The sequence below is a fragment of the Modicisalibacter xianhensis genome (assembly GCF_900113605.1).
Classification (GTDB): Bacteria; Pseudomonadota; Gammaproteobacteria; order Pseudomonadales; family Halomonadaceae; genus Modicisalibacter; species Modicisalibacter xianhensis.
The window spans coordinates 228,599-251,486 of the sequence record NZ_FOPY01000005.1; the positions used below are offsets into that span (position 1 = coordinate 228,599).

A 22,888-nucleotide genomic window follows, 5' to 3' on the forward strand; every position below is an offset into this window, starting at 1 on the left:
AGTGAGTGCAAGCCCACCGAATTTGCGCATACACTGCCAGTATCATGTCGATCGAAGCCGCTCGGAGGTGGTCATGAACGTGTTCCGTCCCGCCCAGGCCGTGTTGCTCGGCCTCATTCTGCTGGGTTCCCCGCTGCTGGTCCTGGCGCAACAGGACAATTCCGTCCAGCCCGATATCACCGTCCGCCAGGAAGAGGACCGCACCGTGCGTGAGTATCGTGTCAACGGCCAGCTCTACGCCATCGAGATCAAGCCCAAGGTCGGCCCGTCCTATTTCCTGGTCGATGAAGATGGCGACGGGGACTTCCGACGCAGCAACAACGAACGCATTGCCATTCCCAGCTGGGTGCTGATCTCCTGGTAGGCCAGCAAGCCGGCTTTTTCCGGGCCGGCATCGACGACGCCCCTGCAAGGTCGGGCGGCAAGCCGCTACAATAGCGCGCTTGAACCTCAGGGCGAGAACAACATGGCCGTATTCACTCCGCTGAACGACGCTCAGGTGTCCGGCTTCCTCGAGCGCTTCGATGTGGGCAGCCTGGACACTTTCGAAGGGGTTGCCAGCGGCACCGAGAACACCACCTACTTCGTCACCACCGACCGCCAATCGCTGGTGTTGACGCTGTTCGAACAGGGGGAGCACGACGAATTGCCGTTCTTCGTCGACTTGCTCGATTACCTGGCCGAGCATCGCCTGCCGGTACCCGGGCCGGTCCATGACCGCCAAGGCATTGCCTTGCAGAGCCTGGCCGGCAAGCCGGCACTGCTGTTCCCGCGCCTGCCGGGCAAGTCCCCCAAGCAGCCCAACCTGGCCCAGTGCGAAGCGCTGGGCGACGCGCTGGGACGCATGCACTTCATTGCACAGCGCTTCGAGGGCCATCGCCCCAACCCTCGCGACCTGCACTGGCTATTGGCAACTCACCATCAGGTGCTGGGCTATCTCTCGCCGGAGGATCAGGCCCTGATGGGCGACGAGATCGATACCTACCAGGGCGCCTTCGAAAATGCCGATTCCCTGCCGCAGGGCGCGATCCACGGCGATCTGTTCCGTGACAATACGCTGTTCGACGGCGACCGCCTGGGGGGGATCATCGATTTCTACAATGGCTGCACCGGAGATCTGCTGTTCGACCTGGCGATCGTGATCAACGACTGGGCCAGCGACACAGACGGCAGTCTCAACCGCGAGCGCCACGACGCCCTGCTGCGTGCCTATCTGGCACGGCGTCCGTTGACCGCGAGCGAACGCCAGTGCTGGCCGCTGATGCTGCGCATGACCGCGCTGCGCTACTGGCTGTCACGCCTGCTGGTGGTGTACGTCGATCCACCGGCCCATGAGCTGACGCCGCACGATCCCGAGCAGTTCCGCACCATTCTCGTACGCCGTATCGCCGAGGGTGCCCTGCCACTGCCGGGCTAGACGATTTTTACCCCGGGTCTCGATGCATTAGGCTCTAGGACAGTATTCCGCTAGTCATGGAATGACACGGGCCGCATAATGCGGCCCCGTTTTTCGACCCGGAAAAACCGCGCAGGAGAGAGCGCCATGAATTCACCCGCCGCCAAGGCACGTCGCACGTACAACATCGACCAATGGGGCAGTGGCTACTTCGACGTCGACGATCAGGGACATACCGTGGTCCGCCCCCTGGGTAGCGAGACAGAAGGCCCGGCGCTTCCTCTCGATGCACTGGTCGACCAGGTTCGCGCAGCTGGCCTGCGCCTGCCGGTGCTGGTTCGCTTCACCGACATCCTGCACGACCGTGTCGAGCAACTGTGTGCCGCCTTCGACATCGCCATGCAGGAAGAGGCCTACAAGGGGGGCTACACCGCGGTCTACCCCATCAAGGTCAACCAGCAGCGTCGCGTGGTCGAGGAGATTCTCGCCACCCAGGAACGCGGCCACGGTCGTGTCGGCCTGGAAGCCGGCAGCAAGCCTGAATTGCTGGCCGTACTCGCCCTGTCCGCCGACGGCTCGTCGCTGATCGTCTGCAATGGCTACAAGGACCGCGAGTACGTTCGCCTGGCGCTGATGGGCGAAAAGCTCGGCCATCGGGTCTATCTGGTGGTGGAGAAGTTCTCGGAACTCAACCTGATCCTCGAGGAAGCCCAGCGTCTCGGCGTCACGCCGCGCATTGGCCTGCGCGCCCGCCTGGCCTCGGTCGGCAAGGGCAAATGGCAGGACTCCGGGGGCGAGAAGTCCAAGTTCGGCCTGACCGCCTCGCAGGTCCTCGCCGTAGTCGAGCGGCTACGCGATGCCGATGCCCTGGACAGCCTGCAATTGGTCCACTTCCACCTCGGCTCGCAGATTGCCAACATTCGCGATATCCAGCGCGGCCTGCGCGAGTGCGCGCGCTTCTACCAGAGCCTGCGCGAGATGGGCGCGCCGATCGATACCGTCGATGTCGGTGGGGGCCTCGGTGTGGATTACGAAGGCACTCGCTCACGCAGCTTCTGCTCGATCAACTACTCGATGCGCGAGTATGCCAGCAACGTAGTGTGGGCGTTCAGCCAGGCCTGCGAGGCCGAAGGCATTCCCCATCCGCACCTGATCTCCGAGTCGGGCCGGGCGTTGACAGCCCATCACGCGGTGCTGATCACCAACGTCATCGACGAGGAGCGCATCGGTGAAACGGCACCGGCGCGTCGCCGCGCCGAGGACGATCCTCAGGTCGACGAGTTATGGCGCGTCTATGACCGTCTCGAGACCATGCGCGAGCCGCGCGGTCAGGTTGAGGCGTATCACGACCTGGTCCAGGCGATCGGCGAGTTGCAGGAGCGCTTCGTGATGGGCATGGCCGACTTCGACGCCCGCGCCGAAGGCGAGTCGGTCTACTTCGCCGCCTGCCAGCGCCTGCGCTCGCGGCTCGACAGCCGTAACCGCGCCCACCGCGACATTGCCGACGAACTGGCCGAGAAGCTGGCCGACAAGCTGTTCGTCAATTTCTCGCTGTTCCAGTCGGTCCCCGACGTATGGGGCATCAAGCAGGTCTTCCCGGTGCTGCCATTGAGCGGGCTGGACCGCGACCCGACCCGACGTGGCGTAATCCAGGACATCACCTGCGACTCGGACGGCCGCATCGACAACTATGTCGACGGACAGGGGCTGGAGACGACCCTGCCGTTGCCGGAGTGGGACGATGACGACGACAAGCTGCTGGGCATGTTCCTGGTCGGTGCCTACCAGGAAATCCTCGGCGACCTGCACAACCTGTTCGGCGATACCGACTCGGTGGATGCTGCACTCGACGGGGATGGGCAGTGGCGCTTGAGCAATCTGCAGCATGGCGACAGTGTCGGTGACGTGCTGCGTTACGTGAACTTCGATGCCGGCGTACTACGTGAGCGTCTCAAGGCTCAACTCGACGCCAGCGACCTGAGTCGCGACGAGCATGCCGAGTTTCTCGACGATCTGGCTGCCGGCCTGGAGGGCTACACCTACCTGGAGTGATGGCTAGCCGACGACGACCTGACCAGCGCCGCCCATCCGGGCGGCGCTGGCGTTTGGCGATGTGGCCTGGACGTCAGGCGCCAGTTCGGGTCACGAAATCCAGTCCCGCCTGGCTATCGCTTCCCTGCAGGACCAAGTGCAGCTCGGCATTGCGCGGCAGCGGCCCGACACCGGCCGGCGTACCGGTCAGCACCACGTCACCCGGCGATAGCGTAAAGTGACGACTCATCTCGGCAAGCAGCTCGGGCACGGCAAACAGCATGTCGCCGCTATCCCCGGTCTGGCGGCGTTCGCCGTCGATATCCAGGCTGAAGCGCAAGGCGCGCCAGTCAGGCACATCGCGTAACACGGCGAACGACGACAGCGGGCACGCGCCATCGAAGCCCTTGGCGATTTCCCACGGGTGCCCTTTCTCCTTGAGACGCGACTGCACGTCGCGCAGTGTCAGGTCGAGCGCCAGCCCGACCCCGACCACGGCACGTTCCGCGGACTCCGGCGTGGCCTCCTTGAGCGTTTCGCCGATCAGCAGTGCCAGCTCGGTTTCGAAATGCACATCGCCCCGCTCGAAGGGAGCCTCGACGGTCTCTTCCAGTACCGTGGCGCTGGTTGCCGGCTTGATGAAGAGAATCGGGGCACTGGGAACCGGATTGTTGAGCTCCTTGGCGTGCTCGGCATAGTTGCGACCAACGCAGACGATCTTGCCCAGCGGCTGGCCCATCAGTTGGCCATCGGTAAAACGCGGCACGAACGGCATTCGGGACTCCTATGACACGGTAGGCGGTCGGAAGAGTCTACCGCATACCTGGCCTGACATGCAGGATAGCGTGACCCAAAACACATGCGGCCCCTACAGGGGCCGCAATGACGCTTGCTACGCACCGTCTTGCGTTATGCCGGCTTCCATTTTTCGTCCGGCGCGTGGGCCAGGAAGGAGGGGCGACGCCGACGCGCCCCGAAAGGCTCGCGACAAACGTTGTCCACGCGATTGTAGACGAAGAACACGTTGCTGCGCGGGTCGGGCGACATATTGGCATTGGAGCCATGCAGCGTGTTGCAGTCGAACAGTAGCAGGCCGCCGGCGGACCCCGTCGGCGCCTCGATGCCGTTGGCCTCGATCAGGCGCTCCAGTGCCTCAGGGCCAGGGACACCGAACTCCTGGGTCTTCAGCGACTGCTTGTGGTGATCATCCGGGGTTTCGCCCAGGCAAGGCACGAAGACCTTGTGCGACCCGGGAATCAGCATCAGCGGGCCGTTGAAATGGTGGTTGTCGGTCAGCACGATGGACGCACTCACCGCGTGCATGGCCGGCATGCCATCCTCGGCGTGCCAGGTCTCGAAGTCCGAGTGCCAGTTGAAGCCCTTGCCCTGGAAGCCCGGCTTGTAGTTGATGCGTGATTGGTGAACGTACGTTTCGCCACCGAGAATCTGACGGACACGACCGGTCAGGCGCTCGTCATTGGCCAGGCTCGCGAATCGCTGCGACAGGAAATGCACGGCAAACAGCGAACGAATTTCCTGACTGTCGGGCTCGGTGATGCTGAAGTCCTTGCCGCGATAGGCGTCGTTATCGAGCAGTACCTTGAGTTCGTCGCGCAGTATGGCGACTTCATCAGTAGACAGAAAATTGGGCTCGAATAGAAAACCGTTGCGCGCGAAATCGTCGAGTTTTTCCTGACTGAGCGGGCCATCCTCGGCCTTGCCCTTGACCACCGCTTCCTGGCGCTGAAGCCAGGGTAGATCCATGGGACGGGCAAGACGGGTGGGATAGTTATCACGTCGATCGGGTGCTGTAGCGACCCGGGATGGGGATGCGGTCTGTACTGACATCCAATCACCTCCAGAAAAGTTTGTGATCAGGTTCAGGTCCAGTCCGGCATTTGGCACGCTAGGAAAAGCGCGCTGGCGAGTTTTGCGTTACCAGCAGTGTTCATAGGGTGCCATGAACTGCCGTGTCTTGTTTCGATAGAGGATCCTGTGGCTTGAGCGCCATTTATCCTAAATGACAAATAGTAATTTGCAACCAGAGGCGGCTCATCTGATTGCAATATTCTCATGCGATCCTGATAAGGTATTTTCAACCCCAGGCCAACCAGGCGAGCCTTATGTCCATCGCCCTCATCTTCTCGGAATTCTTCAAGCTTGGCTGCATGAGCTTTGGCGGGCCAGCGGCTCATATGGGCTATTTTCATCGCCGCTTCGTCGACGAGACACGCTGGATCGAAGCCCGTGACTATGCGGAGCTGATGGCGCTGTGCCAGTTTCTTCCCGGCCCGGCCAGCAGCCAGATGGGCATGGCGATCGGCTACCGGCGGGCAGGTGTGGCAGGCAGCCTTGTCGCCTTTCTCGGCTTCACCCTTCCCTCCGCCGTGTTGATGCTGGTCGCCGGGCTGTGGCTTGCCCAGGCGGAATTGAATGGTGCACTCGATGCCGCCCTGCACGGCCTCAAGTTGCTTGCCGTGGCTGTGGTCGCGGATGCTGTCAGCAAGCTGTATGCCAGTGGCTGTCCGGACCGCTCCCGACAGGGCATGGCCCTGCTCACGGCAGTTGCGATATGGCTATGGCCAGGCATGGCGACGCAATTGGCAGCTATCGCCCTGGCCGCCGTCATCGGCGCCTCAAGACCCATCACGCCATTGCCACGACAAGGCGCCTCCCAACCCTTGTCCCGCCTCGGCGCCCTGTACTTGCTGCTCTTTGCCGGGCTGCTGCTGCTTTTGCCCTGGTTGAATGCCGATGGCGAGCTGGCGGTCTTCGATGCCTTCTATCGCGCCGGCGCACTGGTGTTCGGCGGCGGTCATGTCGTGCTGCCGCTGCTCGATGCCCAGCCACTCATTCGCGATGGCATGAGCGAGGATACATTCCTGGCTGGTTACAGCCTGGCACAAGCTGTGCCCGGGCCGATGTTCTCGTTCGCCGCGTATCTCGGCAGCGCGCTAGAAGGCTCGCTGCTTTCAGGCCTGGTGGCGCTGATCGCCATCTTCCTGCCCGGGTGGCTGCTGCTGATGGCCATTCTGCCGGTCTGGGAACGCTTGCGGCAGACTCCTCGCCTGGCGGGAGCGCTGGCATGGGTCGTCGCAGCCACCGTGGGCCTGCTTCTTGCCGCCCTATACGCACCGGTGTTCGTCTCGGCGGTGACTGGCCCGGCCACCATGGCGGTTGTCGTGTTCCTCTGGGCGCTGTTGCACCTCGCGCGCCTTCCGCTGTGGGCCGTGGTACTCATCGCTCCACTGACCGGGCTGGTCCTGTCCGAGTTCGGCGTGGCATAGCGCTGTAGCCAATGGTAGAGCCGCAATTGTTACCTATGGCATAACACATGCCTTGTCGCCCAACACTCCTTTCAAGTATTACCTTCATTCATGAGACCACCACGAGATTGGCTCCATGGGAATCTTCGAACGTTTTCTCTCCGTCTGGGTAGGCCTGGGTATTGTTGCCGGGGTATTGCTGGGTAATATCTTCCCGGGGCTCTTCCAGGCACTGGCCGCTATCGAGGTTGCCCACGTCAACCTGGTGGTGGCCGTACTCATCTGGATAATGATTTACCCGATGATGGTTCAGGTCGATTTTGCCTCGATCCGTGACGTCGGCAAACGCCCCAAGGGACTCTTCCTGACCCTGACAGTAAACTGGCTGATCAAGCCTTTCACCATGGCCGGTCTGGGCGTACTGTTCTTCCATCACCTGTTTGCCCCCTTCGTCGATCCCGACTCGGCCAATGAATACATTGCCGGCATGATCTTGCTGGGGGTTGCGCCATGCACGGCCATGGTGTTCATCTGGAGTCAGCTCACCAAGGGCGATGCCAACTACACCTTGGTGCAGGTCTCGGTAAATGACCTGATCATGATCTTCGCCTTTGCGCCCATCGCTGCCTTCCTGCTGGGAGCCACAGACATTACCGTGCCATGGCAGACACTGCTGTTATCGGTAGTGTTATATATCGTACTGCCCCTGGCAGCTGGCGTAATGACTCGCCGCACCCTGACCCGCCAGGGAGGCGCTAGCCGTGTCGGTGCATTTACTGCTCGTCTCAAGCCGTGGGTCATGCTTGGCCTGGTAGGCACGGTCGTAATGCTGTTCGGTTTCCAGGCGGAAACGATACTGACCCACCCCGCTGTGATCGGTCTGATCGCCATTCCGCTATTAATTCAGACCTATGGCATCTTTGCCCTTGCCTATGCGGGGGCCAGGTGGCTTCAACTGCCCCATAGCATTGCCGCACCGGCCTGCATGATCGGGACGTCCAATTTCTTCGAGCTAGCCGTGGCAGTCGCTATTTCCTTGTTCGGCCTGCACTCTGGTGCCGCCTTGGCCACCGTGGTCGGCGTACTTGTCGAAGTGCCTGTCATGCTTTCTCTGGTATGGTTCGCCAACCGTACGCGTCACTGGTTCGCCTGATCTACGGCGGAAGAGCGGCAAAGAGTAGGTATTAACCGCGTGCCTGACACGAACTACGCGATACCTCACGGGAAATGCCTGGCCGTGAGGTCAGCCACTTCTCGGCCCGAGCAGGATCACCGCCGCCCCAACCAGGCATAGGCTGGCACCGAGCAGGTCCCAACGGTCCGGCTGACGCTGCTCGACCAGCCACAGCCAGAACAATGACGTGATAATGTAAATACCGCCATACGCAGCATAGGCGCGTCCTGCATAGTCGCTGTCCACCAGGCTCAGCAGCCAGGCGAACAGGACCAGGCTCGCCATGCCAGGGACCAGCCACCCCATTGACCTGTCCAGGCGCCACCAGGACCAGAAAGCGAAGCAGCCGGCAATCTCGGCAATCGCGGCAGCAAGATAGATCAAGGGTGTCGGCATCATCGGTTCCGAGGGCAGGCTTTCCCGCCAGCCTATCAGGTGGCCTCGGTACTTTCAGTACGGTCTCGCGGCAGCTTCAGGGCCATCAATGCGCTCAGCAGTACCAGTGCTGCCGAGACCCGCAGATACGCCACCAGGCCTTGGACTTGAGACCTCCCAAGGCAGTGCGGAGTCGCCACAGCGACAGGAACAGCACGAGCATAGTTCGTCGTTAAAAAGAAAACCGCTGAGCAGAACAGATCTGCAGCAGCGGCTTTACTGGGTCCTGGTGCCGGCGAGTGGACTCGAACCACCGACCTACGCATTACGAGTGCGTTGCTCTACCAGCTGAGCTACGCCGGCGCGCAAGCGATGATAACGGTCGAACGAGCCATTCAACAAGCCCTGAACCGGGCGTGAACTGGCCGGCTCAATCGGCCTGATCCTCACTTTCCTGACGCAGCTTTTCGGCCAGCTTGCGCAGATAGGCTGGTGTTACCGAGGAAATGCCGGCTTCGCTCATCGCGTTGGCCAGCCGAAGGTAGGCTTCGGCATCAGTCCCCGCTAGCCGCGCTTCCTCCTGCTCAAGCTCCGTCATGATTCCCTGATCTCCATGCTTGCTACTGGTCGCTCTTGTCCCGTAAGGCAGGCAATAGCTTATCAAACGTTGCCACCACGAGGCTTGGCGGCAGGCGATAAATATTTGGCATCAAGGTAACTTAATGCAAGGCTTTGTAATGCCAACGCGGACAAGCGTAGGGCGCCAGCGCTGCTCAGGACGGAACGCAAGCACAAAAAAAGCCGGCCCATGGCCGGCTTTTCATCGTGACTGGGATTATCCAGGCACGTGAGGATCACTCCTCGCTGGCTACCTCACCAGTGACCGGGCGGTCAACCAGTTCGACGTAAGCCATGGGGGCATTGTCGCCAGTGCGGTAACCGCACTTCAGGACACGCACGTAACCACCAGGACGGTTGGCGTAGCGCGGACCCAACTGGTCGAAAAGCTTGCCGACCGCTTCCTTGGAGCGGGTACGGCTGAAAGCCAGACGACGGTTGGCGACACTGTCCTGCTTGGCCAAGGTGATCAGCGGCTCGATATGACGACGCAGTTCCTTGGCCTTGGGCAGGGTAGTCTTGATTACTTCATGCTCGACCAGCGACACGCACATGTTCTTGAACATGGCCTGGCGGTGCGAGCTGGTACGATTCAGGTGACGACCACTCTTACGATGACGCATGGTTGTAGTTCCTTACCAAACTGGGACTCGAGTCGACGCTCACGCAGAGGCCTTATCGTCCTTCAGGCTTGAGGGCGGCCAGTTTTCAAGCCGCATGCCCAAGGAAAGACCACGTGCTGCCAATACATCCTTGATCTCGTTCAGGGACTTCTTGCCGAGATTCGGGGTCTTCAACAGCTCGACTTCGGTACGCTGAATCAGATCACCGATGTAATAGATATTCTCGGCCTTGAGGCAATTGGCACTGCGGACGGTCAACTCGAGATCGTCTACGGGGCGCAGCAGGATGGGATCGATGTGATCCTCCTCCTCCTCGATCTCCTGTTCCTTGTCGGCTTCCAGGTCGACGAATGCTGCCAACTGCTCTTGCAGGATGGTGGCACTGCGACGGATGGCCTCTTCGGGATCCAGGGTACCGTCGGTTTCCAGGTCGATGACCAGCTTGTCGAGGTCGGTGCGCTGTTCGACACGCGCCGCTTCGACGGCATAGGAAACACGACGCACGGGGCTGAAGGTCGCATCAAGCTGCAGACGGCCGATGGCCCGGGTCTCGTCTTCCGCGTCAGCACGGGTATCCGCAGGCTCGTAACCGCGTCCACGGGCGATCTTGAGCTGCATCTTCAGCTCGGCGCCTTCGTTGACGTGGGCGATCACGTGCTCGGGATTGACGATCTCCACGTCGTGGTCGGTAGCGATATCGCCAGCGGTCACGACACTGGGGCCCTGCTTGTTCAGCGTCAGCACGGCCTCGTCGCGGCTATGCATCTTGATAGCCACGTCCTTGAGATTCAGGAGGATCTCGATAACATCTTCCTGTACGCCCTCGATCGCGCTGTATTCGTGATCGACACCGGCGATCTCGGCTTCCACGACCGCACAGCCGGGCATGGAAGACAGCAGGATGCGACGCAGAGCATTCCCCAGGGTGTGACCGAAGCCGCGCTCGAACGGCTCGAGCACGATCTTCGCGTGGTGCGCGTTGATCTCTTCGACCTTGATGTCGCGAGGACGGAGAAACTCTGTCACTGAACGCTGCATATGTACACCTTTCAGGCTGCCAAACGGATACTCGGTACTCTCGGCCGGGCCTGCAGTTCAGGCCCGGCATCACGCGGCGGCGCGATTACTTCGAGTACAGCTCGACAATCAGGTTTTCGTTGATGTCGGCAGACAAATCGCCGCGTTCCGGGACAGCCTTGAAAGTGCCTTCCATCTTCTTGGAATCGACATCGATCCAGGCGATATCGCCACGCTGACCGGCCAATTGCAGGGCATGCTGGATACGTGCCTGGTTCTTGGCCTTCTCGCGCACGGCAACGACGTCACCAGGCTTGACCTGGTAGGACGCCACGTTAACGGTGCGGCCGTTGACGGTGATCGCCTTGTGGCTGACCAGCTGACGTGCTTCCGCACGCGTGGCGCCAAAGCCCATGCGATAGACGACATTGTCCAGTCGGGATTCGAGAAGCTGCAGCAACAGCTCGCCGGTCGCGCCCTTCATGCGGGCCGCTTCCTTGTAGTAGTTGCGGAACTGCTTCTCGAGTACGCCGTAGATGCGACGTACTTTCTGCTTCTCGCGAAGCTGCAAGCCGTAGTCGGAAAGACGCTGACGACGCTGGCCGTGCACACCCGGAATCTGTTCGGATTTGCACTTCTTCTCGAAGGGAGTGACACCGCTCTTCAGAAAGAGGTCGGTACCCTCGCGACGAGACAGTTTGCACTTCGGTCCAATATAACGAGCCATGAGTCTGTCTCCTTAAACGCGGCGTTTCTTCGGCGGACGGCAGCCGTTATGGGGAACGGGCGTCGCGTCGGTGATGCTTTGCACGCGGAAGCCGGCGGCATTCAGTGCGCGCACGGCGGACTCACGGCCAGGACCGGGGCCCTTGACCAGCACGTCTACGTTTTTCACACCATACTCGGCTGCAGCAGTCGCTGCACGCTCGCTTGCCACTTGGGCAGCGAACGGGGTGCTCTTGCGAGAACCACGAAAACCCGAACCACCGGCAGTCGCCCAAGAGAGCGCATTGCCCTGGCGGTCTGTGATCGTCACGATCGTGTTGTTAAAAGAGGCGTGGATGTGGGCAACCGCATCCACGACCTGCTTTTTAACCTTTTTACGGTTACTACGCGGGTTAGCCATGTTGATGTTTCTTCCTGTCTAAACGCCAGAACGTGCGTGTTATTTACGAATCGGCTTACGCGGTCCCTTACGGGTGCGCGCGTTGGTCTTGGTACGCTGACCACGCAGCGGAAGACCACGACGATGGCGCAGACCACGGTAGCAACCCAAGTCCATGAGACGCTTGATGTTCAAGGTCACATCACGACGAAGGTCGCCTTCAACGGTATATTTGCCGACTTCAGCACGCAGCGTATCCAGTTCGTCGCTGGAAAGCTCCTGAATCTTGGTGGTCGGCGCAATGCCGGCTGCTGCACAGATTTCCTGCGCGCGAGTACGGCCAATCCCGAAGATATAGGTCAGCGAGATCGCCGCATGCTTGTTGTCCGGGATATTGACGCCTGCAATACGGGCCATCAGCTTACTCCGAAATTTGAGCGGCTTGCTCGATTGGTCATCTACAAAAGGCGCAATAGCATACCCCTTTGTCCCAATGAGGACAAGGGGGTATGCCGGCGCCCGCTTCAGCCCAGGGTTTAACCCTGGCGCTGCTTGTGCCGCGGTTCGATGCAGATGACGCGAACCGCGCCATTACGTCGAATGATCTTGCAGTTACGGCACATTTTCTTGACGGAAGCTCGAACTTTCATCGTTCTCTCCATTACGCGGCCGGCTGCGCCTTAGCGCATGATGCCGCCGCTACCGTAGCCTTTCAGGTTGGACTTCTTCATCACCGACTCGTACTGGTGCGACATGAGATGCGACTGCACCTGAGCCATGAAATCCATGATGACCACGACCACGATGAGCAGGGAAGTACCGCCGAAGTAGAAGGGTACCTGCCAGGCCACAACGAGGAACTGGGGCATCAGGGAAACCGCGGTGATGTAAAGGGCACCGAACAGTGTCAGACGGGTCATGACCTTGTCGACATAGCGAGCAGTCTGCTCGCCGGGACGGATACCCGGAAGGAAGGCGCCCGACTTCTTGAGGTTGTCGGCCACATCCTTGGGATTGAAGACCAGCGCTGTGTAAAAGAAGCAGAAGAATACCACCGCCGCTGCGAAAAGCAAGATGTACAGCGGCTGCCCTGGAGCCAGCGACTGAGAAGCCGCCTGCAACCACTGGAAGCCTTCCGCCGAACCGACCCACTGGCCGATAGACGCAGGGAACAGCAGGATACTCGAGGCAAAGATCGCCGGAATGACACCAGCCATGTTGACCTTGAGCGGGAGATAGCTGCTCTGCCCGGCATACATCTTGTTACCCACTTGGCGACGAGGATAATTCACCGTGATGCGGCGTTGACCGCGCTCGATGAATACCACGAACGCTACGGTGGCGATCGCCAGCACTGTCAGTGCCAGCAGCGGCAATACGTTCCATGCACCATCATTACGGGCCAGTTCGAAGGACTGACCGATCGCACTGGGCAACCCTGCAACGATGCCCGCAAAAATGATCAGGGAAATCCCGTTGCCGATCCCCTTCTCGGTGATCTGCTCACCCAGCCACATCAGGAACACTGCACCGGCGACGAAAGATACGATCGCCGTGAAGTAGAAGCTGAAATCGCTGGTATAGGTCACGCCTTGCCCGACCAGACCAACTGCCATGCCTGTCGCTTGAATCAGAGCCAGTACCACCGTGCCATAGCGCGTGTACTGACTGATCTTGCGACGGCCGGCCTCACCTTCCTTCTTCAGCTGCTCGAGCTGAGGCGAGGTCGCAGTCAGGAGCTGCATGATGATCGACGCGGAGATATAGGGCATGATGCCCAGCGCGAGGATACTCATGCGCTCCAGTGCACCACCCGAGAACATGTTGAACAGGCTCAGGATGGTGCCCTGATTTTCCCTGAATAAGGCAGCGAGCTGGTCAGGATTGATGCCAGGCACGGGAATGTGTGCACCGATGCGGTACACGACGATGGCCAGGAACACGAAGCGCAGGCGCGCCCAAAGTTCACTCAGCCCGCTTCCCATGGCCGGCATGTTTCCTGACTTAGCCATTTAGTCCTCTACCTTGCCGCCAGCAGCTTCGATCGCGGCACGGGCACCCTTGGTGACCTTGAGCCCACGAACGGTAACCGCCTTGTTCAGTTCGCCGGAGAGGATGACCTTTGCATAGCGAGTGGCATCCTTGAGCACGTTGGCTTTCTTCAGCGTCTCCAGGTCGACCACGTCGCCCTCGACCTTAGCCAGCTCGGCCAGGCGAACTTCCTCGGACTCCAGGGACTTCATGGAAGTAAAGCCGAACTTCGGCAGACGACGCTGCAACGGCATCTGACCGCCTTCGAAGCCAGGCTTGATGCTGCCGCCGGAACGCGAGGTCTGACCCTTGTGGCCACGACCACCGGTCTTGCCCAGGCCAGAACCAATGCCGCGACCGACACGCTTCTCGGCGTGCTTGGAGCCCGGTGCCGGGCTCAGGCTATTGAGTTTCATGGGTTACTCTCCCTCAACACGTACAAGGTAGTTGACCTTGTTCACCATACCGCGTACGGCAGGGGTGTCTTCCAGTTCGACCGTATGACCGATGCGACGCAGTCCAAGACCCTTCATGGTGGCCTTGTGCTTTTCCAAAACGCCGATGGTGCTACGGGTCTGAGTTACCTTGATCTTTGCTGCCATGGTGCCTTACCCCGCGATCTCTTCGACGGACAGGCCGCGCTTGGCGGCGATGTCATCCGGAGACTGCATGGAGGAGAGACCATTGATGGTCGCACGCACCACGTTCACCGGGTTGGTGGAACCGTAGCACTTGGCCAGGACGTCATGGACGCCCGCCAGTTCGAGTACGGAGCGCATGGCGCCGCCAGCGATGATCCCGGTACCTTCGGAAGCCGGCTGCATGTAGACCTTGGAGGCACCGTGACGGGCCTTGACCGGGTACTGCAGCGTGCTGCCCTTGAGGCTGACCTTGATCATGTTGCGACGCGCCTGGTCCATAGCCTTCTGGATCGCGACCGGCACTTCACGCGCCTTGCCACGACCGAAGCCAACACGACCGTTGCCGTCACCAACGACGGTCAGAGCGGTAAAGCCGAAGATACGGCCCCCCTTGACCACCTTGGCGACGCGGTTGACCTGCACCAACTTCTCTTGCAGATCTCCGCCGTTCTGTTCGTTCTTCGCCATCGTAAAACCCTTTAGAATTCCAGGCCGCCTTCACGAGCGGCGTCGGCCAGGGCCTTGACGCGACCGTGGTACTTGAAACCGGCGCGATCGAAGGCTACCTGAGTGATGCCTGCTTCCTTGGCGCGCTCTGCAATCAGCGCACCCACCTTGGCGGCGGCGTCGGAGTTACCGGTACCACCTTCGCGCAGGCTCTTGTCCAGCGTGGAAGCGCTGGCGAGCACCTTGCCACCATCCGGCGAGATGATCTGCGCGTAGATGTGACGCGGGGTACGGTTGACGCACAGGCGATACACGCCCAGCTCGCGAATCTTGGCGCGAGCACGGCGGGCACGACGGAGACGAGATTCTTTCTTCGCGTTCATAACCCTGCCTTACTTCTTCTTGGCTTCTTTGCGACGGACCTGCTCGTCACCATACCGGATACCCTTGCCCTTGTAGGGTTCGGGCGGACGGAAGGCACGAATTTCCGCCGCGACCTGGCCGAGCTGCTGCTTGTCCGCGCTCTTCAGCACGATAATGGTGTTCTTGGGCGTTTCCGCCGTGACACCTTCAGGCAGCGTATATTCGACCGGGTGCGAGAAGCCGAGTGTCAGGTTGAGCGTCTTGCCACTTGCCTGGGCACGATAGCCGACGCCATTGATCTCGAGGGACTTGCTGAAGCCCTCGGAGACACCGGTGACCATGTTCTGGACCAGTGCACGGGTAGTGCCGGCCATCGCCCAGCTCTTGGCGGTCTCGCTCGGCGCGAAGGTCAGCTGACCTTCTTCCTGACCGACCACCACGTCGTGATGGACGGTCATGCTCAGCGTGCCCTGACCACCCTTGACGGAGAGCTGATCGCCGTCGAGCTTGACCTCGACGCCGTTCGGCAATTTAACCGGATATTTGGCTACGCGGGACATTCCAAACTCCTAGAATACGGTGCAGAGGACTTCACCACCGACACCAGCATGACGTGCCGCACGATCGGTCATCACGCCCTTGGAGGTGGAAACGATCGCGACACCCAGGCCATCGGCGACTTTCGGCAGCGCATCCTTGCCCTTGTACTGGCGCAGGGAAGGCTTGGACACACGCTGGATGTGCTCGATGACCGGCTTGCCCTCGAAATACTTGAGGGTGACGGACAGTTCGGGCTTGGCACCTTCGGCGACAGCGAAGTCGCTGATGTAGCCCTCTTCCTTAAGTACGCGGGCCACCTCGACCTTGAGCTTGGAAGACGGCATGGAAACCGCCTCCTTGGTGGCCATCTGCGCATTGCGGATACGGGTGAACATATCCGCTAGAGTATCTTGCATGCTCATTACGTTGCGCTCCTGATTCTCGACGTGGCGTTACCAGCTGGACTTCTTGAGTCCGGGAACGTCGCCACGCATGGCGGCTTCACGCAGCTTGTTACGGGCCAGCCCGAACTTGTTGTAGAAGCCGTGCGGACGGCCGGTTACGCGGCAGCGGTTGCGCCGACGAACCGGGCTGGAGTCGCGCGGCAACGACTGCAGCTTGAGCTGTGCGTCGAAGCGCTCTTCATCAGAAGAGTCAACGCTGTTGATAATGGCCTTGAGCTCGGCACGCTTGGCGGCATACTTGTCGGCCAGCTTCGCGCGCTTGAGCTCACGCTCTATCATGCTTTTCTTTGCCATGATCCCACCCTTATTTCTTGAACGGGAAGTTCAGCGCGCTCAGCAGCGCACGGCCTTCTTCATCGCTGTTGGCAGTGGTGGTGATAGTGACATCCAACCCACGAATCCGATCGATTTTATCATACTCGAGCTCGGGGAAGATGATCTGCTCACGCACACCCATGGAATAGTTGCCACGCCCATCAAACGACTTCGGGTTCAAACCACGGAAGTCGCGTACACGGGGAATCGCGATGTTGACCAGGCGATCCAGGAAGTCCCACATACGCTCGCGGCGCAGGGTCACCTTGATGCCGATCGGCCATCCTTCGCGGACCTTGAAGCCAGCGATGGATTTGCGCGCCTTGGTCACCATCGGCTTCTGACCGGAAAGCTTCTCCAGGTCACCGATGGCATTATCGATCAGCTTCTTGTCGCTGGTCGCGTCGCCGATACCCATGTTCAGGGTCACCTTGGTGATCCGGGGCACCTGCATCACGTTGGCGTAGCTGAACTGCTCTTGGAGTTGAGCCACCACCTCGTTCTGATAACGTTCTTTCAAGTTCGCCATTTTGCTATCCGACTCGCGTTAGGCGTCGATCTGCTTCTGCGTCGACTTGTAGATACGTACCTTGGTACCGTCTTCCGAAATCTGGAAGCCGACGCGATCCGCTTTGCCGGTCTCCGCATTGAAGATGGCCACGTTGGACGCGTGAATCGGAGCCTCGCGCTCGACGATACCCCCCTGGTTGCCCAGCATGGGGTTGGGCTTGGTGTGACGCTTGATCATGTTCACACCCGACACGACATAGCGACCGTCCTTGAGGACGCGCTTGATCGTGCCACGCTTACCCTTGTCCTTGCCGGCGATGACGATCACTTCATCGTCACGTTTGATCTTTTGCATATCCGCCTCGCTCCTTACAGCACTTCAGGCGCCAAGGAAATGATCTTCATGAACTTCTCGGTACGAAGCTCACGAGTTACCGGCCCGAAGATACGGGTGCCGACCGGCTGTTCGTTGGTATTGTTCAACAAAACCGCCGCATTTCCATCGAAGCGAATCAGCGAGCCGTCGGGACGACGGATACCGCTGCGCGTGCGCACCACGACCGCTTTCATGACCTGGCCTTTCTTGACCTTGCCACGCGGAATGGCTTCCTTCACTGTTACCTTGATGATGTCACCCACGCGGGCGTAACGGCGATGTGAACCGCCCAACACCTTGATGCACTGCACCCGGCGCGCGCCGCTGTTGTCGGCGACATCCAGCATTGTCTGTGTCTGAATCATCGGTTTTCTCCAAACCTAATCTGGCTGCACTGGCTCTCGAGGCTGGTAACGAACTCAGCCCTTGGCCTGTTCGACCACCTCGACCAGCGTCCAGGCCTTCTTCTTCGAGAGCGGGCGGCATTCCGCGATGGACACCATGTCGCCCTGCTTTGCCTGGTTCGCCTCGTCATGGGCGTGCAGCTTGGTGGAGCGCTTCACGTATTTGCCATAGATCGGATGACGCTCGCGGCGCTCGATCATAACGACGATGGACTTGTCCATCTTGTCGCTCACCACCTTGCCGGTGAGCGTACGGGCTTTTTTCTCTTCGGCCATCTCAGTCACCTGCCTTCTCGTTGAGCACAGTCTTTACGCGGGCGATATCCCGGCGTACCTGCTTGAGCAGATGAGTCTGGCTCAGCTGGCCAGTGGCCTTCTGCATGCGCAGGTTGAACTGCTCGCGGAGGAGTTCGAAGAGCTGCTCTTGCAGCGCTTCGACCGACTTTTCACGAATTTCCTGGGCTTTCATCACATCACCGTCCGTTTCACAAAGGTGGTGGATACGGGCATCTTCTGAGCGGCCAGGGAGAACGCTTCGCGCGCCAGCTCCTCGGATACGCCTTCGATTTCGTAGAGCACCTTGCCCGGCTGAATCTGGGCGACCCAGTACTCGACGGAGCCCTTACCCTTACCCATACGGACTTCCAGGGGCTTGTTGGTAATCGGCTTGTCCGGGAAGACGCGGATCCAGATCTTGCCGCCACGCTTGACGTGACGCGTGATGGCACGACGACCGGCTTCGATCTGACGGGCAGTGATGCGACCGCGACCCGTGGCCTTGAGACCGTACTCGCCGAAGCTCACCTTGCTTCCGCGATGCGCCAGGCCACGGTTGCGGCCCTTCTGCACCTTGCGGAATTTAGTACGCTTGGGTTGCAACATCGACTACATCTCCCCTTACTTGGAACCTTTCTTCTTGGGCGCGGGCTGGCCTTGCGGCTGCTTCTGCTTGGCACGCACCTCTTCGATGCCCCCGAGGATTTCACCCTTGAAGATCCACACCTTGACGCCGATCACGCCATAAGTGGTGTGAGCTTCATAGGTCGCGTAGTCGATATCCGCGCGCAGGGTGTGCAGCGGCACACGACCTTCGCGATACCACTCGGTACGTGCGATTTCCGCACCACCGAGACGGCCGGACAGCTGCACCTTGATACCACCGGCGCCCAGACGCATGGCGTTCTGGACAGAGCGCTTCATGGCGCGGCGGAACATCACGCGGCGCTCGAGCTGGCCGGCAATGTTCTGGGCGACGAGGGCTGCGTCGAGCTCCGGCTTGCGGACTTCCTCGATGTTGACGTGAACGGGCACGCCCATCATCTCGGTGACTTCGCGACGCAGACGGTCGACGTCTTCACCCTTCTTGCCGATCACGATCCCCGGACGAGCCGTGTGGATGGTGATGCGGGCGTTGTTAGCGGGACGCTCGATGGTGATGCGGCTCACGGAAGCGTTCTTAAGACGCTGCTCCAGGAAGCGACGCACTTCGAGATCGTTGTTCAGCTTGTCGGCATAAGCACCGCGCTCGGCATACCAGACCGAAGTGTGGTCCTTGACGATACCCAGCCGAATGCCTGTCGGATTTACTTTCTGACCCATCTGGTCGACTCCTACTTCTCGGCTACCTTGACGGTGATGTGGCAGGTGCGCTTCAAAATGCGATCCGCACGGCCCTTGGCGCGCGGCTGGATGCGCTTGAGCGTCATGCCCTCATCGACGCAGATGGTCGAGACACGCAGCTCGTCGATGTCCATGCCGTTATTTTCTTCCGCGTTCGCAATGGCGGACTGAAGCACTTTCTTGACCAGCTTGGCAGCCTTCTTCGGTGAGAAGGCCAGCAGGTCGAGCGCCTCGGCGACCGGTTTACCGCGCACCTGGTCAGCCACCAAACGGGCCTTCTGGGCGGATAAACGAGCGCCACGCAGCTTAGCTGTGACTTCCATCTCTCAATCCTCTCTGGCTTACCGTTTGGCTTTCTTGTCCGCCGCATGACCGCGATAGGTGCGGGTAGCAGCGAATTCGCCCAGCTTGTGGCCAACCATTTCCTCGGAGACATGCACCGGGACGTGTTGGCGACCGTTATGGACGGCAATGGTGAGCCCGACCATGTTGGGCAGGATCATGGAACGACGCGACCAGGTCTTGATCGGTTTGCGGTCGTTCTTCTCCACTGCAGTCTCAACCTTCTTCAGCAGATGAAGGTCAATGAAAGGACCTTTCTTCAGTGAACGTGGCACAGCCGTTACCTCTTAAAGTCTGTTACTTGGCCTTGCGGCGACGAACGATCAGCTTATCGGTGCGCTTGTTCTTACGGGTCTTGTGCCCCTTGGTGGGGACACCCCACGGCGTGACCGGGTGACGGCCACCGCTGGTGCGGCCTTCACCACCACCATGCGGGTGGTCCACCGGGTTCATCGCAACACCGCGAACAGTCGGACGCACACCGCGCCAGCGTTTGGCACCGGCCTTGCCGAGTTGACGGAGGCTGTGCTCTGAGTTGCTCACTTCGCCAAGGGTGGCACGGCACTCGGCCAGCACCTTGCGCATCTCACCAGAGCGCAGACGCACAGTGGCGTAGTTGCCTTCGCGAGCGACCAGCTGGGCGCTGGCACCGGCACTGCGAGCGACCTGCGCACCCTTTCCGGGCTTGAGCTCGATGCAGTGAACGGTGGAGCCCACCGGAATATTGCGCAGCGGCAGGCAGTTGCCCTTCTTGATCGCTGCGTTAACGCCTGACTCGAGCTGGTCACCTGCACGCACGCCCTTGGGCGCGATGATGTAGCGACGCTCGCCGTCCAGGTATTTCAGCAGTGCGATGTGCGCGCTGCGGTTCGGGTCGTACTCGAGGCGCTCGACGATGGCGGGAACGCCATCCTTGTTGCGCTTGAAGTCGACCAGACGGTAGTGCTGACGGTGACCACCGCCCACATGGCGGGTGGTGATACGACCGTTATTGTTACGGCCACCGGACTTGGACTGCTTTTCGAGCAGCGGCGCATAGGCGCGGCCCTTATACAGCTCCTCGCCGACGATCTTGACGACGTGGCGGCGACCGGCGGATGTGGGTTTGGTCTTAACTACTGCCATGATCCGTACTCCTGCCCTTATTCGGCGCCAGAGAAGTCTTCGAGGGTTTCACCCGCGGCCAGCGTGACATAGGCCTTGCGGTAGCCCTTGCGCAGACCCGTGCCATGCACGGTGCGCTTGGTCTTGCCCTTCATGTTCAGGACCTGGACCCGATCGACCTTCTTGCCGAAGAGAGCCTCGACGGCCTTCTTGATCTCGGGCTTGGTTGCGTCCTGGGCCACCTTGAACACGTACTGGTTGTTTTCGGCGGCGAATGCGGCCTTCTCGGTCATGTGCGGGCCGAGCAGAACCTTGAATACGCGTTCCTGGTTCATGCCAACTTCTCCTCGAATTTGCGCAGGGCGGAGACGGTGACCAGCACCTTGTCAAAGGCAACCAGCCTCACCGGATCGGCAGCGGCGACATCCACGACATCCACGTTGGGAATGTTGCGAGCGGCCAGATAGAGCTTCTCGTCGACTTCCTCGGTGACGATAAGCACTTTCTCCAGGTCAAGTTCTTTGAGCTTGGCAACCAGCTGCTTGGTCTTCGGTGCGTCGACGGCGAACTCCTCGACGGCCACCAGGCGCTCCTGACGGACCAGCTCGGAGAGAATCGAGCGCATCGCCGCACGATACATCTTGCGGTTGACCTTCTGGGTGTAATCCTGCGGACGTGCCGCGAAAGTCACACCACCGCTGCGCCACAGCGGAGAACGGATGGTACCGGCACGCGCACGGCCGGTGCCCTTCTGACGCCAGGGCTTCTTGCCACCACCGCTGACTTCAGAGCGCGTCTTCTGGGCACGGGTCCCCTGACGCCCACCAGCCAGATAGGCTGTGACCACCTGGTGAACCAGCGCTTCATTGAATTCTTTGCCAAAGGTTGCGTCGGCGACTTCGACGGTACCGCCAGCACCTGCAAGATTCAGATTCATCGGTAATTACCCCTCAGCGAGCTTTCACGGCACTGCGAACGATCACGTCGCTGCCCGGCGCACCGGGAATAGCGCCCTTGACGAGCAGCAGATTGCGTTCGGCATCGACGCGCACGATTTCCAGGCTCTGCACGGTCACGCGCTCGTTACCGAGCTGACCGGCCATCTTCTTGCCCTTGAATACGCGACCGGGGGTCTGACACTGACCGATGGAGCCAGGCGCACGATGCGACAGAGAGTTGCCGTGGGTCATATCCTGGGTACGGAAGTTCCAGCGCTTAACGGCACCCTGGTAACCTTTACCCTTGGACGTACCGGTCACGTCGATCAACTGACCAGCTTCAAAGAGGGATACGGTGAGTTCGCCACCCACTTCCGGAGCTTCCTCGCCTTCGGTCAGGCGAAACTCCATCAGTGAACGACCAGCCTCGACACCCGCCTTGGCGTACTGGCCTGCAGCCGCCTTGGTCAGGTGCTTGGACTTGCGGGAGCCGGTTGTTACCTGAATCGCGCTATAACCGTCGGTTTCGACGCTCTTGACGCGAGTCACGCGATTAGGCTCAACCTCGATAACGGTTACGGGCACGGATGCGCCATCTTCGGTGAAGACACGGGTCATGCCGCTCTTCTTACCGACCAAACCGATAGTCATGTTCAGTCTCCTATAGTGTACGGGGCTATCACCCGCTATGGCTGCCCTTTCCAGAGCATTCCACTAGCACATTGTGTGACGCCATCCCGGCGTGGCGACGATGCTGCCCTTGGCAGCCTGCCGCAAGTGTCTAGTGTGGGTTAGTCGAGCTTGATCTGTACGTCCACGCCAGCGGCGAGGTCGAGTTTCATCAGCGCATCGACGGTCTTTTCCGTCGGCTCGACGATATCGAGCACGCGCTTGTGAGTGCGGATCTCGTACTGATCACGCGCGTCCTTGTTGACGTGCGGAGAAATCAGCACGGTATAACGCTCACGATTGGTCGGCAGCGGGATCGGCCCACGCACCTGAGCACCCGTCCGCTTCGCGGTATCCACGATTTCCTGGGCGGACTGATCGATCAGGCGATGGTCGAAGGCTTTCAACCGAATGCGAATCTTCTGGTTCTGCATTAGCCCTAAACTCCAATGGATGTCGACGGCCTTCGCCGCCTACCCACGCATTTAAAGGATGCGCATTATAGGCATGCAGACTTCG

Annotated in this window: 37 protein-coding genes and 1 tRNA gene; 5 read left to right on the forward strand and 33 right to left on the reverse strand. The window is 60.3% G+C overall.

What is annotated here, in order from left to right:
- Positions 1–73: 73 nt before the first annotated feature.
- From BM194_RS07580 to speA, 3 genes are all read left to right on the forward strand, one after another.
- Positions 74–364, forward strand: a complete 291-nt coding sequence (locus BM194_RS07580) for a DUF2782 domain-containing protein (RefSeq protein ID WP_092845364.1) — start codon at positions 74–76, stop codon at positions 362–364.
- A gap of 102 nt (positions 365–466) precedes the next feature.
- Positions 467–1,417 (forward strand): homoserine kinase, encoded by a 951-nt coding sequence (locus BM194_RS07585; protein ID WP_092845366.1) that lies wholly within the window; start codon positions 467–469, stop codon positions 1,415–1,417.
- Positions 1,418–1,543: 126 nt separating this feature from the next.
- Positions 1,544–3,448, forward strand: a complete 1,905-nt coding sequence (speA, locus tag BM194_RS07590; protein WP_092845369.1) for a biosynthetic arginine decarboxylase — start codon at positions 1,544–1,546, stop codon at positions 3,446–3,448.
- 73 nt (positions 3,449–3,521) lie between these two features.
- On the opposite strand, the gene BM194_RS07595 is transcribed toward speA, so the two are convergent.
- Entirely contained in the window at positions 3,522–4,202 is a 681-nt protein-coding gene (locus BM194_RS07595; protein WP_092845371.1) for a fumarylacetoacetate hydrolase family protein, read from the reverse strand.
- A 134-nt stretch (positions 4,203–4,336) separates the two neighbouring features.
- A complete protein-coding gene (gene thpD, locus BM194_RS07600; protein WP_092845373.1) occupies positions 4,337–5,275 on the reverse strand; it encodes an ectoine hydroxylase in 939 nt (312 codons plus the stop codon).
- 275 nt (positions 5,276–5,550) lie between these two features.
- Between thpD and chrA the strand changes: the two genes are divergently transcribed.
- Together chrA and arsB are read left to right on the forward strand one after the other, a co-directional pair.
- The gene (gene chrA, locus BM194_RS07605) at positions 5,551–6,714 is read left to right on the forward strand and encodes a chromate efflux transporter (protein ID WP_218155379.1); all 1,164 of its coding nucleotides are present in this window, start codon (positions 5,551–5,553) and stop codon (positions 6,712–6,714) included.
- Positions 6,715–6,829: 115 nt separating this feature from the next.
- Entirely contained in the window at positions 6,830–7,846 is a 1,017-nt protein-coding gene (arsB, locus tag BM194_RS07610) for an ACR3 family arsenite efflux transporter (RefSeq protein ID WP_092845375.1), read from the forward strand.
- 90 nt (positions 7,847–7,936) lie between these two features.
- On the opposite strand, the gene BM194_RS07615 is transcribed toward arsB, so the two are convergent.
- The 31 genes from BM194_RS07615 to rpsJ form a co-directional block, all read right to left on the reverse strand.
- A complete protein-coding gene (locus tag BM194_RS07615) occupies positions 7,937–8,263 on the reverse strand; it encodes a YnfA family protein (protein ID WP_092845509.1) in 327 nt (108 codons plus the stop codon).
- Positions 8,264–8,529: 266 nt separating this feature from the next.
- Positions 8,530–8,605, reverse strand: a tRNA-Thr gene (locus BM194_RS07620).
- Positions 8,606–8,672: 67 nt separating this feature from the next.
- The gene (locus BM194_RS20615) at positions 8,673–8,840 is read right to left on the reverse strand and encodes a hypothetical protein (RefSeq protein ID WP_177223365.1); all 168 of its coding nucleotides are present in this window, start codon (positions 8,838–8,840) and stop codon (positions 8,673–8,675) included.
- Positions 8,841–9,096: 256 nt separating this feature from the next.
- On the reverse strand, positions 9,097–9,483 hold the full coding sequence (gene rplQ, locus BM194_RS07625) for a 50S ribosomal protein L17 (protein ID WP_092845377.1): 387 nt from the start codon (positions 9,481–9,483) through the stop codon (positions 9,097–9,099).
- A gap of 39 nt (positions 9,484–9,522) precedes the next feature.
- Positions 9,523–10,521 carry a DNA-directed RNA polymerase subunit alpha gene (locus tag BM194_RS07630; RefSeq protein WP_092845379.1) on the reverse strand — a complete coding sequence of 333 codons (999 nt, stop codon included), beginning with the start codon at positions 10,519–10,521 and terminating at the stop codon, positions 9,523–9,525.
- Between the two features lie 85 nt (positions 10,522–10,606).
- A complete protein-coding gene (gene rpsD / locus BM194_RS07635) occupies positions 10,607–11,227 on the reverse strand; it encodes a 30S ribosomal protein S4 (protein WP_092845381.1) in 621 nt (206 codons plus the stop codon).
- A 12-nt stretch (positions 11,228–11,239) separates the two neighbouring features.
- Positions 11,240–11,626, reverse strand: coding sequence for a 30S ribosomal protein S11 (gene rpsK / locus BM194_RS07640; RefSeq protein WP_011505752.1), 387 nt, complete (start codon positions 11,624–11,626; stop codon positions 11,240–11,242).
- Between the two features lie 39 nt (positions 11,627–11,665).
- Entirely contained in the window at positions 11,666–12,022 is a 357-nt protein-coding gene (rpsM, locus tag BM194_RS07645) for a 30S ribosomal protein S13 (RefSeq protein ID WP_092845383.1), read from the reverse strand.
- A 119-nt stretch (positions 12,023–12,141) separates the two neighbouring features.
- The gene (gene rpmJ / locus BM194_RS07650; RefSeq protein ID WP_009099023.1) at positions 12,142–12,255 is read right to left on the reverse strand and encodes a 50S ribosomal protein L36; all 114 of its coding nucleotides are present in this window, start codon (positions 12,253–12,255) and stop codon (positions 12,142–12,144) included.
- 30 nt (positions 12,256–12,285) lie between these two features.
- Positions 12,286–13,617, reverse strand: a complete 1,332-nt coding sequence (gene secY, locus BM194_RS07655; protein WP_092845385.1) for a preprotein translocase subunit SecY — start codon at positions 13,615–13,617, stop codon at positions 12,286–12,288.
- On the reverse strand, positions 13,618–14,052 hold the full coding sequence (gene rplO / locus BM194_RS07660; protein ID WP_092845387.1) for a 50S ribosomal protein L15: 435 nt from the start codon (positions 14,050–14,052) through the stop codon (positions 13,618–13,620).
- Between the two features lie 3 nt (positions 14,053–14,055).
- On the reverse strand, positions 14,056–14,238 hold the full coding sequence (gene rpmD / locus BM194_RS07665; RefSeq protein ID WP_019020525.1) for a 50S ribosomal protein L30: 183 nt from the start codon (positions 14,236–14,238) through the stop codon (positions 14,056–14,058).
- A 6-nt stretch (positions 14,239–14,244) separates the two neighbouring features.
- Positions 14,245–14,745, reverse strand: a complete 501-nt coding sequence (gene rpsE / locus BM194_RS07670) for a 30S ribosomal protein S5 (protein ID WP_092845389.1) — start codon at positions 14,743–14,745, stop codon at positions 14,245–14,247.
- Positions 14,746–14,756: 11 nt separating this feature from the next.
- Positions 14,757–15,107 (reverse strand): 50S ribosomal protein L18, encoded by a 351-nt coding sequence (gene rplR, locus BM194_RS07675; RefSeq protein ID WP_092845391.1) that lies wholly within the window; start codon positions 15,105–15,107, stop codon positions 14,757–14,759.
- Between the two features lie 9 nt (positions 15,108–15,116).
- Positions 15,117–15,647: a 50S ribosomal protein L6 gene (gene rplF, locus BM194_RS07680; RefSeq protein WP_092845393.1), complete on the reverse strand. Its 531-nt coding sequence runs from the start codon at positions 15,645–15,647 to the stop codon at positions 15,117–15,119.
- Positions 15,648–15,656: 9 nt separating this feature from the next.
- Positions 15,657–16,049, reverse strand: coding sequence for a 30S ribosomal protein S8 (gene rpsH / locus BM194_RS07685; RefSeq protein WP_092845395.1), 393 nt, complete (start codon positions 16,047–16,049; stop codon positions 15,657–15,659).
- Between the two features lie 30 nt (positions 16,050–16,079).
- Entirely contained in the window at positions 16,080–16,385 is a 306-nt protein-coding gene (gene rpsN, locus BM194_RS07690) for a 30S ribosomal protein S14 (protein ID WP_092845397.1), read from the reverse strand.
- A 10-nt stretch (positions 16,386–16,395) separates the two neighbouring features.
- Positions 16,396–16,935 (reverse strand): 50S ribosomal protein L5, encoded by a 540-nt coding sequence (gene rplE / locus BM194_RS07695; protein ID WP_092845399.1) that lies wholly within the window; start codon positions 16,933–16,935, stop codon positions 16,396–16,398.
- Positions 16,936–16,953: 18 nt separating this feature from the next.
- The gene (gene rplX / locus BM194_RS07700) at positions 16,954–17,271 is read right to left on the reverse strand and encodes a 50S ribosomal protein L24 (protein WP_092845401.1); all 318 of its coding nucleotides are present in this window, start codon (positions 17,269–17,271) and stop codon (positions 16,954–16,956) included.
- Between the two features lie 14 nt (positions 17,272–17,285).
- Entirely contained in the window at positions 17,286–17,657 is a 372-nt protein-coding gene (gene rplN / locus BM194_RS07705) for a 50S ribosomal protein L14 (RefSeq protein ID WP_019020533.1), read from the reverse strand.
- Positions 17,658–17,711: 54 nt separating this feature from the next.
- On the reverse strand, positions 17,712–17,972 hold the full coding sequence (rpsQ, locus tag BM194_RS07710; protein WP_092845403.1) for a 30S ribosomal protein S17: 261 nt from the start codon (positions 17,970–17,972) through the stop codon (positions 17,712–17,714).
- A 1-nt stretch (position 17,973) separates the two neighbouring features.
- On the reverse strand, positions 17,974–18,165 hold the full coding sequence (gene rpmC / locus BM194_RS07715; protein ID WP_019020535.1) for a 50S ribosomal protein L29: 192 nt from the start codon (positions 18,163–18,165) through the stop codon (positions 17,974–17,976).
- Positions 18,165–18,578: a 50S ribosomal protein L16 gene (gene rplP / locus BM194_RS07720; RefSeq protein ID WP_092845405.1), complete on the reverse strand. Its 414-nt coding sequence runs from the start codon at positions 18,576–18,578 to the stop codon at positions 18,165–18,167. The genes rpmC and rplP overlap by 1 nt, the downstream gene beginning before the upstream one ends.
- 15 nt (positions 18,579–18,593) lie before the next feature.
- Complete coding sequence (rpsC, locus tag BM194_RS07725; RefSeq protein ID WP_092845407.1) at positions 18,594–19,295, reverse strand: 30S ribosomal protein S3; 702 nt, start codon at positions 19,293–19,295, stop codon at positions 18,594–18,596.
- A gap of 11 nt (positions 19,296–19,306) precedes the next feature.
- Positions 19,307–19,639 (reverse strand): 50S ribosomal protein L22, encoded by a 333-nt coding sequence (gene rplV, locus BM194_RS07730; protein WP_019020538.1) that lies wholly within the window; start codon positions 19,637–19,639, stop codon positions 19,307–19,309.
- A gap of 18 nt (positions 19,640–19,657) precedes the next feature.
- On the reverse strand, positions 19,658–19,933 hold the full coding sequence (gene rpsS / locus BM194_RS07735) for a 30S ribosomal protein S19 (protein ID WP_072824351.1): 276 nt from the start codon (positions 19,931–19,933) through the stop codon (positions 19,658–19,660).
- 22 nt (positions 19,934–19,955) lie between these two features.
- A complete protein-coding gene (gene rplB / locus BM194_RS07740) occupies positions 19,956–20,783 on the reverse strand; it encodes a 50S ribosomal protein L2 (protein ID WP_092845409.1) in 828 nt (275 codons plus the stop codon).
- A 17-nt stretch (positions 20,784–20,800) separates the two neighbouring features.
- Positions 20,801–21,097: a 50S ribosomal protein L23 gene (gene rplW / locus BM194_RS07745; RefSeq protein WP_019020541.1), complete on the reverse strand. Its 297-nt coding sequence runs from the start codon at positions 21,095–21,097 to the stop codon at positions 20,801–20,803.
- Entirely contained in the window at positions 21,094–21,699 is a 606-nt protein-coding gene (rplD, locus tag BM194_RS07750; protein WP_092845411.1) for a 50S ribosomal protein L4, read from the reverse strand. The genes rplW and rplD overlap by 4 nt, the downstream gene beginning before the upstream one ends.
- A 13-nt stretch (positions 21,700–21,712) precedes the next feature.
- Positions 21,713–22,351 (reverse strand): 50S ribosomal protein L3, encoded by a 639-nt coding sequence (gene rplC / locus BM194_RS07755; protein WP_092845413.1) that lies wholly within the window; start codon positions 22,349–22,351, stop codon positions 21,713–21,715.
- Positions 22,352–22,491: 140 nt separating this feature from the next.
- The gene (gene rpsJ / locus BM194_RS07760) at positions 22,492–22,803 is read right to left on the reverse strand and encodes a 30S ribosomal protein S10 (protein WP_011505728.1); all 312 of its coding nucleotides are present in this window, start codon (positions 22,801–22,803) and stop codon (positions 22,492–22,494) included.
- Between the last annotated feature and the right edge of the window lie 85 nt (positions 22,804–22,888).

What these genes read in the sequence shown, in the direction of transcription:
- rpsN (WP_092845397.1), bottom strand. Translation starts at nt 16,385, where the DNA reads ATGGCAAAGAAAAGCATGATAGAGCGTGAGCTCAAGCGCGCGAAGCTG.
- rpmC (WP_019020535.1), bottom strand. Translation starts at nt 18,165, where the DNA reads ATGAAAGCCCAGGAAATTCGTGAAAAGTCGGTCGAAGCGCTGCAAGAG.
- rplP (WP_092845405.1), bottom strand. Translation starts at nt 18,578, where the DNA reads ATGTTGCAACCCAAGCGTACTAAATTCCGCAAGGTGCAGAAGGGCCGC.
- thpD (WP_092845373.1), bottom strand. Translation starts at nt 5,275, where the DNA reads ATGTCAGTACAGACCGCATCCCCATCCCGGGTCGCTACAGCACCCGAT.
- rplV (WP_019020538.1), bottom strand. Translation starts at nt 19,639, where the DNA reads ATGGAAGTCACAGCTAAGCTGCGTGGCGCTCGTTTATCCGCCCAGAAG.
- rplD (WP_092845411.1), bottom strand. Translation starts at nt 21,699, where the DNA reads ATGAATCTGAATCTTGCAGGTGCTGGCGGTACCGTCGAAGTCGCCGAC.
- rplB (WP_092845409.1), bottom strand. Translation starts at nt 20,783, where the DNA reads ATGGCAGTAGTTAAGACCAAACCCACATCCGCCGGTCGCCGCCACGTC.
- rpsC (WP_092845407.1), bottom strand. Translation starts at nt 19,295, where the DNA reads ATGGGTCAGAAAGTAAATCCGACAGGCATTCGGCTGGGTATCGTCAAG.
- rplC (WP_092845413.1), bottom strand. Translation starts at nt 22,351, where the DNA reads ATGACTATCGGTTTGGTCGGTAAGAAGAGCGGCATGACCCGTGTCTTC.
- rpsM (WP_092845383.1), bottom strand. Translation starts at nt 12,022, where the DNA reads ATGGCCCGTATTGCAGGCGTCAATATCCCGGACAACAAGCATGCGGCG.
- secY (WP_092845385.1), bottom strand. Translation starts at nt 13,617, where the DNA reads ATGGCTAAGTCAGGAAACATGCCGGCCATGGGAAGCGGGCTGAGTGAA.
- rpsE (WP_092845389.1), bottom strand. Translation starts at nt 14,745, where the DNA reads ATGGCGAAGAACGAACAGAACGGCGGAGATCTGCAAGAGAAGTTGGTG.
- rplE (WP_092845399.1), bottom strand. Translation starts at nt 16,935, where the DNA reads ATGGCGAACTTGAAAGAACGTTATCAGAACGAGGTGGTGGCTCAACTC.
- speA (WP_092845369.1), top strand. Translation starts at nt 1,544, where the DNA reads ATGAATTCACCCGCCGCCAAGGCACGTCGCACGTACAACATCGACCAA.
- rplO (WP_092845387.1), bottom strand. Translation starts at nt 14,052, where the DNA reads ATGAAACTCAATAGCCTGAGCCCGGCACCGGGCTCCAAGCACGCCGAG.
- rpsK (WP_011505752.1), bottom strand. Translation starts at nt 11,626, where the DNA reads ATGGCTAACCCGCGTAGTAACCGTAAAAAGGTTAAAAAGCAGGTCGTG.
- rplW (WP_019020541.1), bottom strand. Translation starts at nt 21,097, where the DNA reads ATGAACCAGGAACGCGTATTCAAGGTTCTGCTCGGCCCGCACATGACC.
- rpmD (WP_019020525.1), bottom strand. Translation starts at nt 14,238, where the DNA reads ATGGCAGCAAAGATCAAGGTAACTCAGACCCGTAGCACCATCGGCGTT.
- rplR (WP_092845391.1), bottom strand. Translation starts at nt 15,107, where the DNA reads ATGAACGCGAAGAAAGAATCTCGTCTCCGTCGTGCCCGCCGTGCTCGC.
- rplX (WP_092845401.1), bottom strand. Translation starts at nt 17,271, where the DNA reads ATGCAAAAGATCAAACGTGACGATGAAGTGATCGTCATCGCCGGCAAG.
- BM194_RS07615 (WP_092845509.1), bottom strand. Translation starts at nt 8,263, where the DNA reads ATGCCGACACCCTTGATCTATCTTGCTGCCGCGATTGCCGAGATTGCC.
- BM194_RS20615 (WP_177223365.1), bottom strand. Translation starts at nt 8,840, where the DNA reads ATGACGGAGCTTGAGCAGGAGGAAGCGCGGCTAGCGGGGACTGATGCC.
- arsB (WP_092845375.1), top strand. Translation starts at nt 6,830, where the DNA reads ATGGGAATCTTCGAACGTTTTCTCTCCGTCTGGGTAGGCCTGGGTATT.
- BM194_RS07580 (WP_092845364.1), top strand. Translation starts at nt 74, where the DNA reads ATGAACGTGTTCCGTCCCGCCCAGGCCGTGTTGCTCGGCCTCATTCTG.
- rplF (WP_092845393.1), bottom strand. Translation starts at nt 15,647, where the DNA reads ATGTCCCGCGTAGCCAAATATCCGGTTAAATTGCCGAACGGCGTCGAG.
- chrA (WP_218155379.1), top strand. Translation starts at nt 5,551, where the DNA reads ATGTCCATCGCCCTCATCTTCTCGGAATTCTTCAAGCTTGGCTGCATG.
- BM194_RS07630 (WP_092845379.1), bottom strand. Translation starts at nt 10,521, where the DNA reads ATGCAGCGTTCAGTGACAGAGTTTCTCCGTCCTCGCGACATCAAGGTC.
- BM194_RS07585 (WP_092845366.1), top strand. Translation starts at nt 467, where the DNA reads ATGGCCGTATTCACTCCGCTGAACGACGCTCAGGTGTCCGGCTTCCTC.
- BM194_RS07595 (WP_092845371.1), bottom strand. Translation starts at nt 4,202, where the DNA reads ATGCCGTTCGTGCCGCGTTTTACCGATGGCCAACTGATGGGCCAGCCG.
- rpsH (WP_092845395.1), bottom strand. Translation starts at nt 16,049, where the DNA reads ATGAGCATGCAAGATACTCTAGCGGATATGTTCACCCGTATCCGCAAT.
- rpsD (WP_092845381.1), bottom strand. Translation starts at nt 11,227, where the DNA reads ATGGCTCGTTATATTGGACCGAAGTGCAAACTGTCTCGTCGCGAGGGT.
- rpsQ (WP_092845403.1), bottom strand. Translation starts at nt 17,972, where the DNA reads ATGGCCGAAGAGAAAAAAGCCCGTACGCTCACCGGCAAGGTGGTGAGC.
- rpsJ (WP_011505728.1), bottom strand. Translation starts at nt 22,803, where the DNA reads ATGCAGAACCAGAAGATTCGCATTCGGTTGAAAGCCTTCGACCATCGC.
- rpmJ (WP_009099023.1), bottom strand. Translation starts at nt 12,255, where the DNA reads ATGAAAGTTCGAGCTTCCGTCAAGAAAATGTGCCGTAACTGCAAGATC.
- rplN (WP_019020533.1), bottom strand. Translation starts at nt 17,657, where the DNA reads ATGATTCAGACACAGACAATGCTGGATGTCGCCGACAACAGCGGCGCG.
- rplQ (WP_092845377.1), bottom strand. Translation starts at nt 9,483, where the DNA reads ATGCGTCATCGTAAGAGTGGTCGTCACCTGAATCGTACCAGCTCGCAC.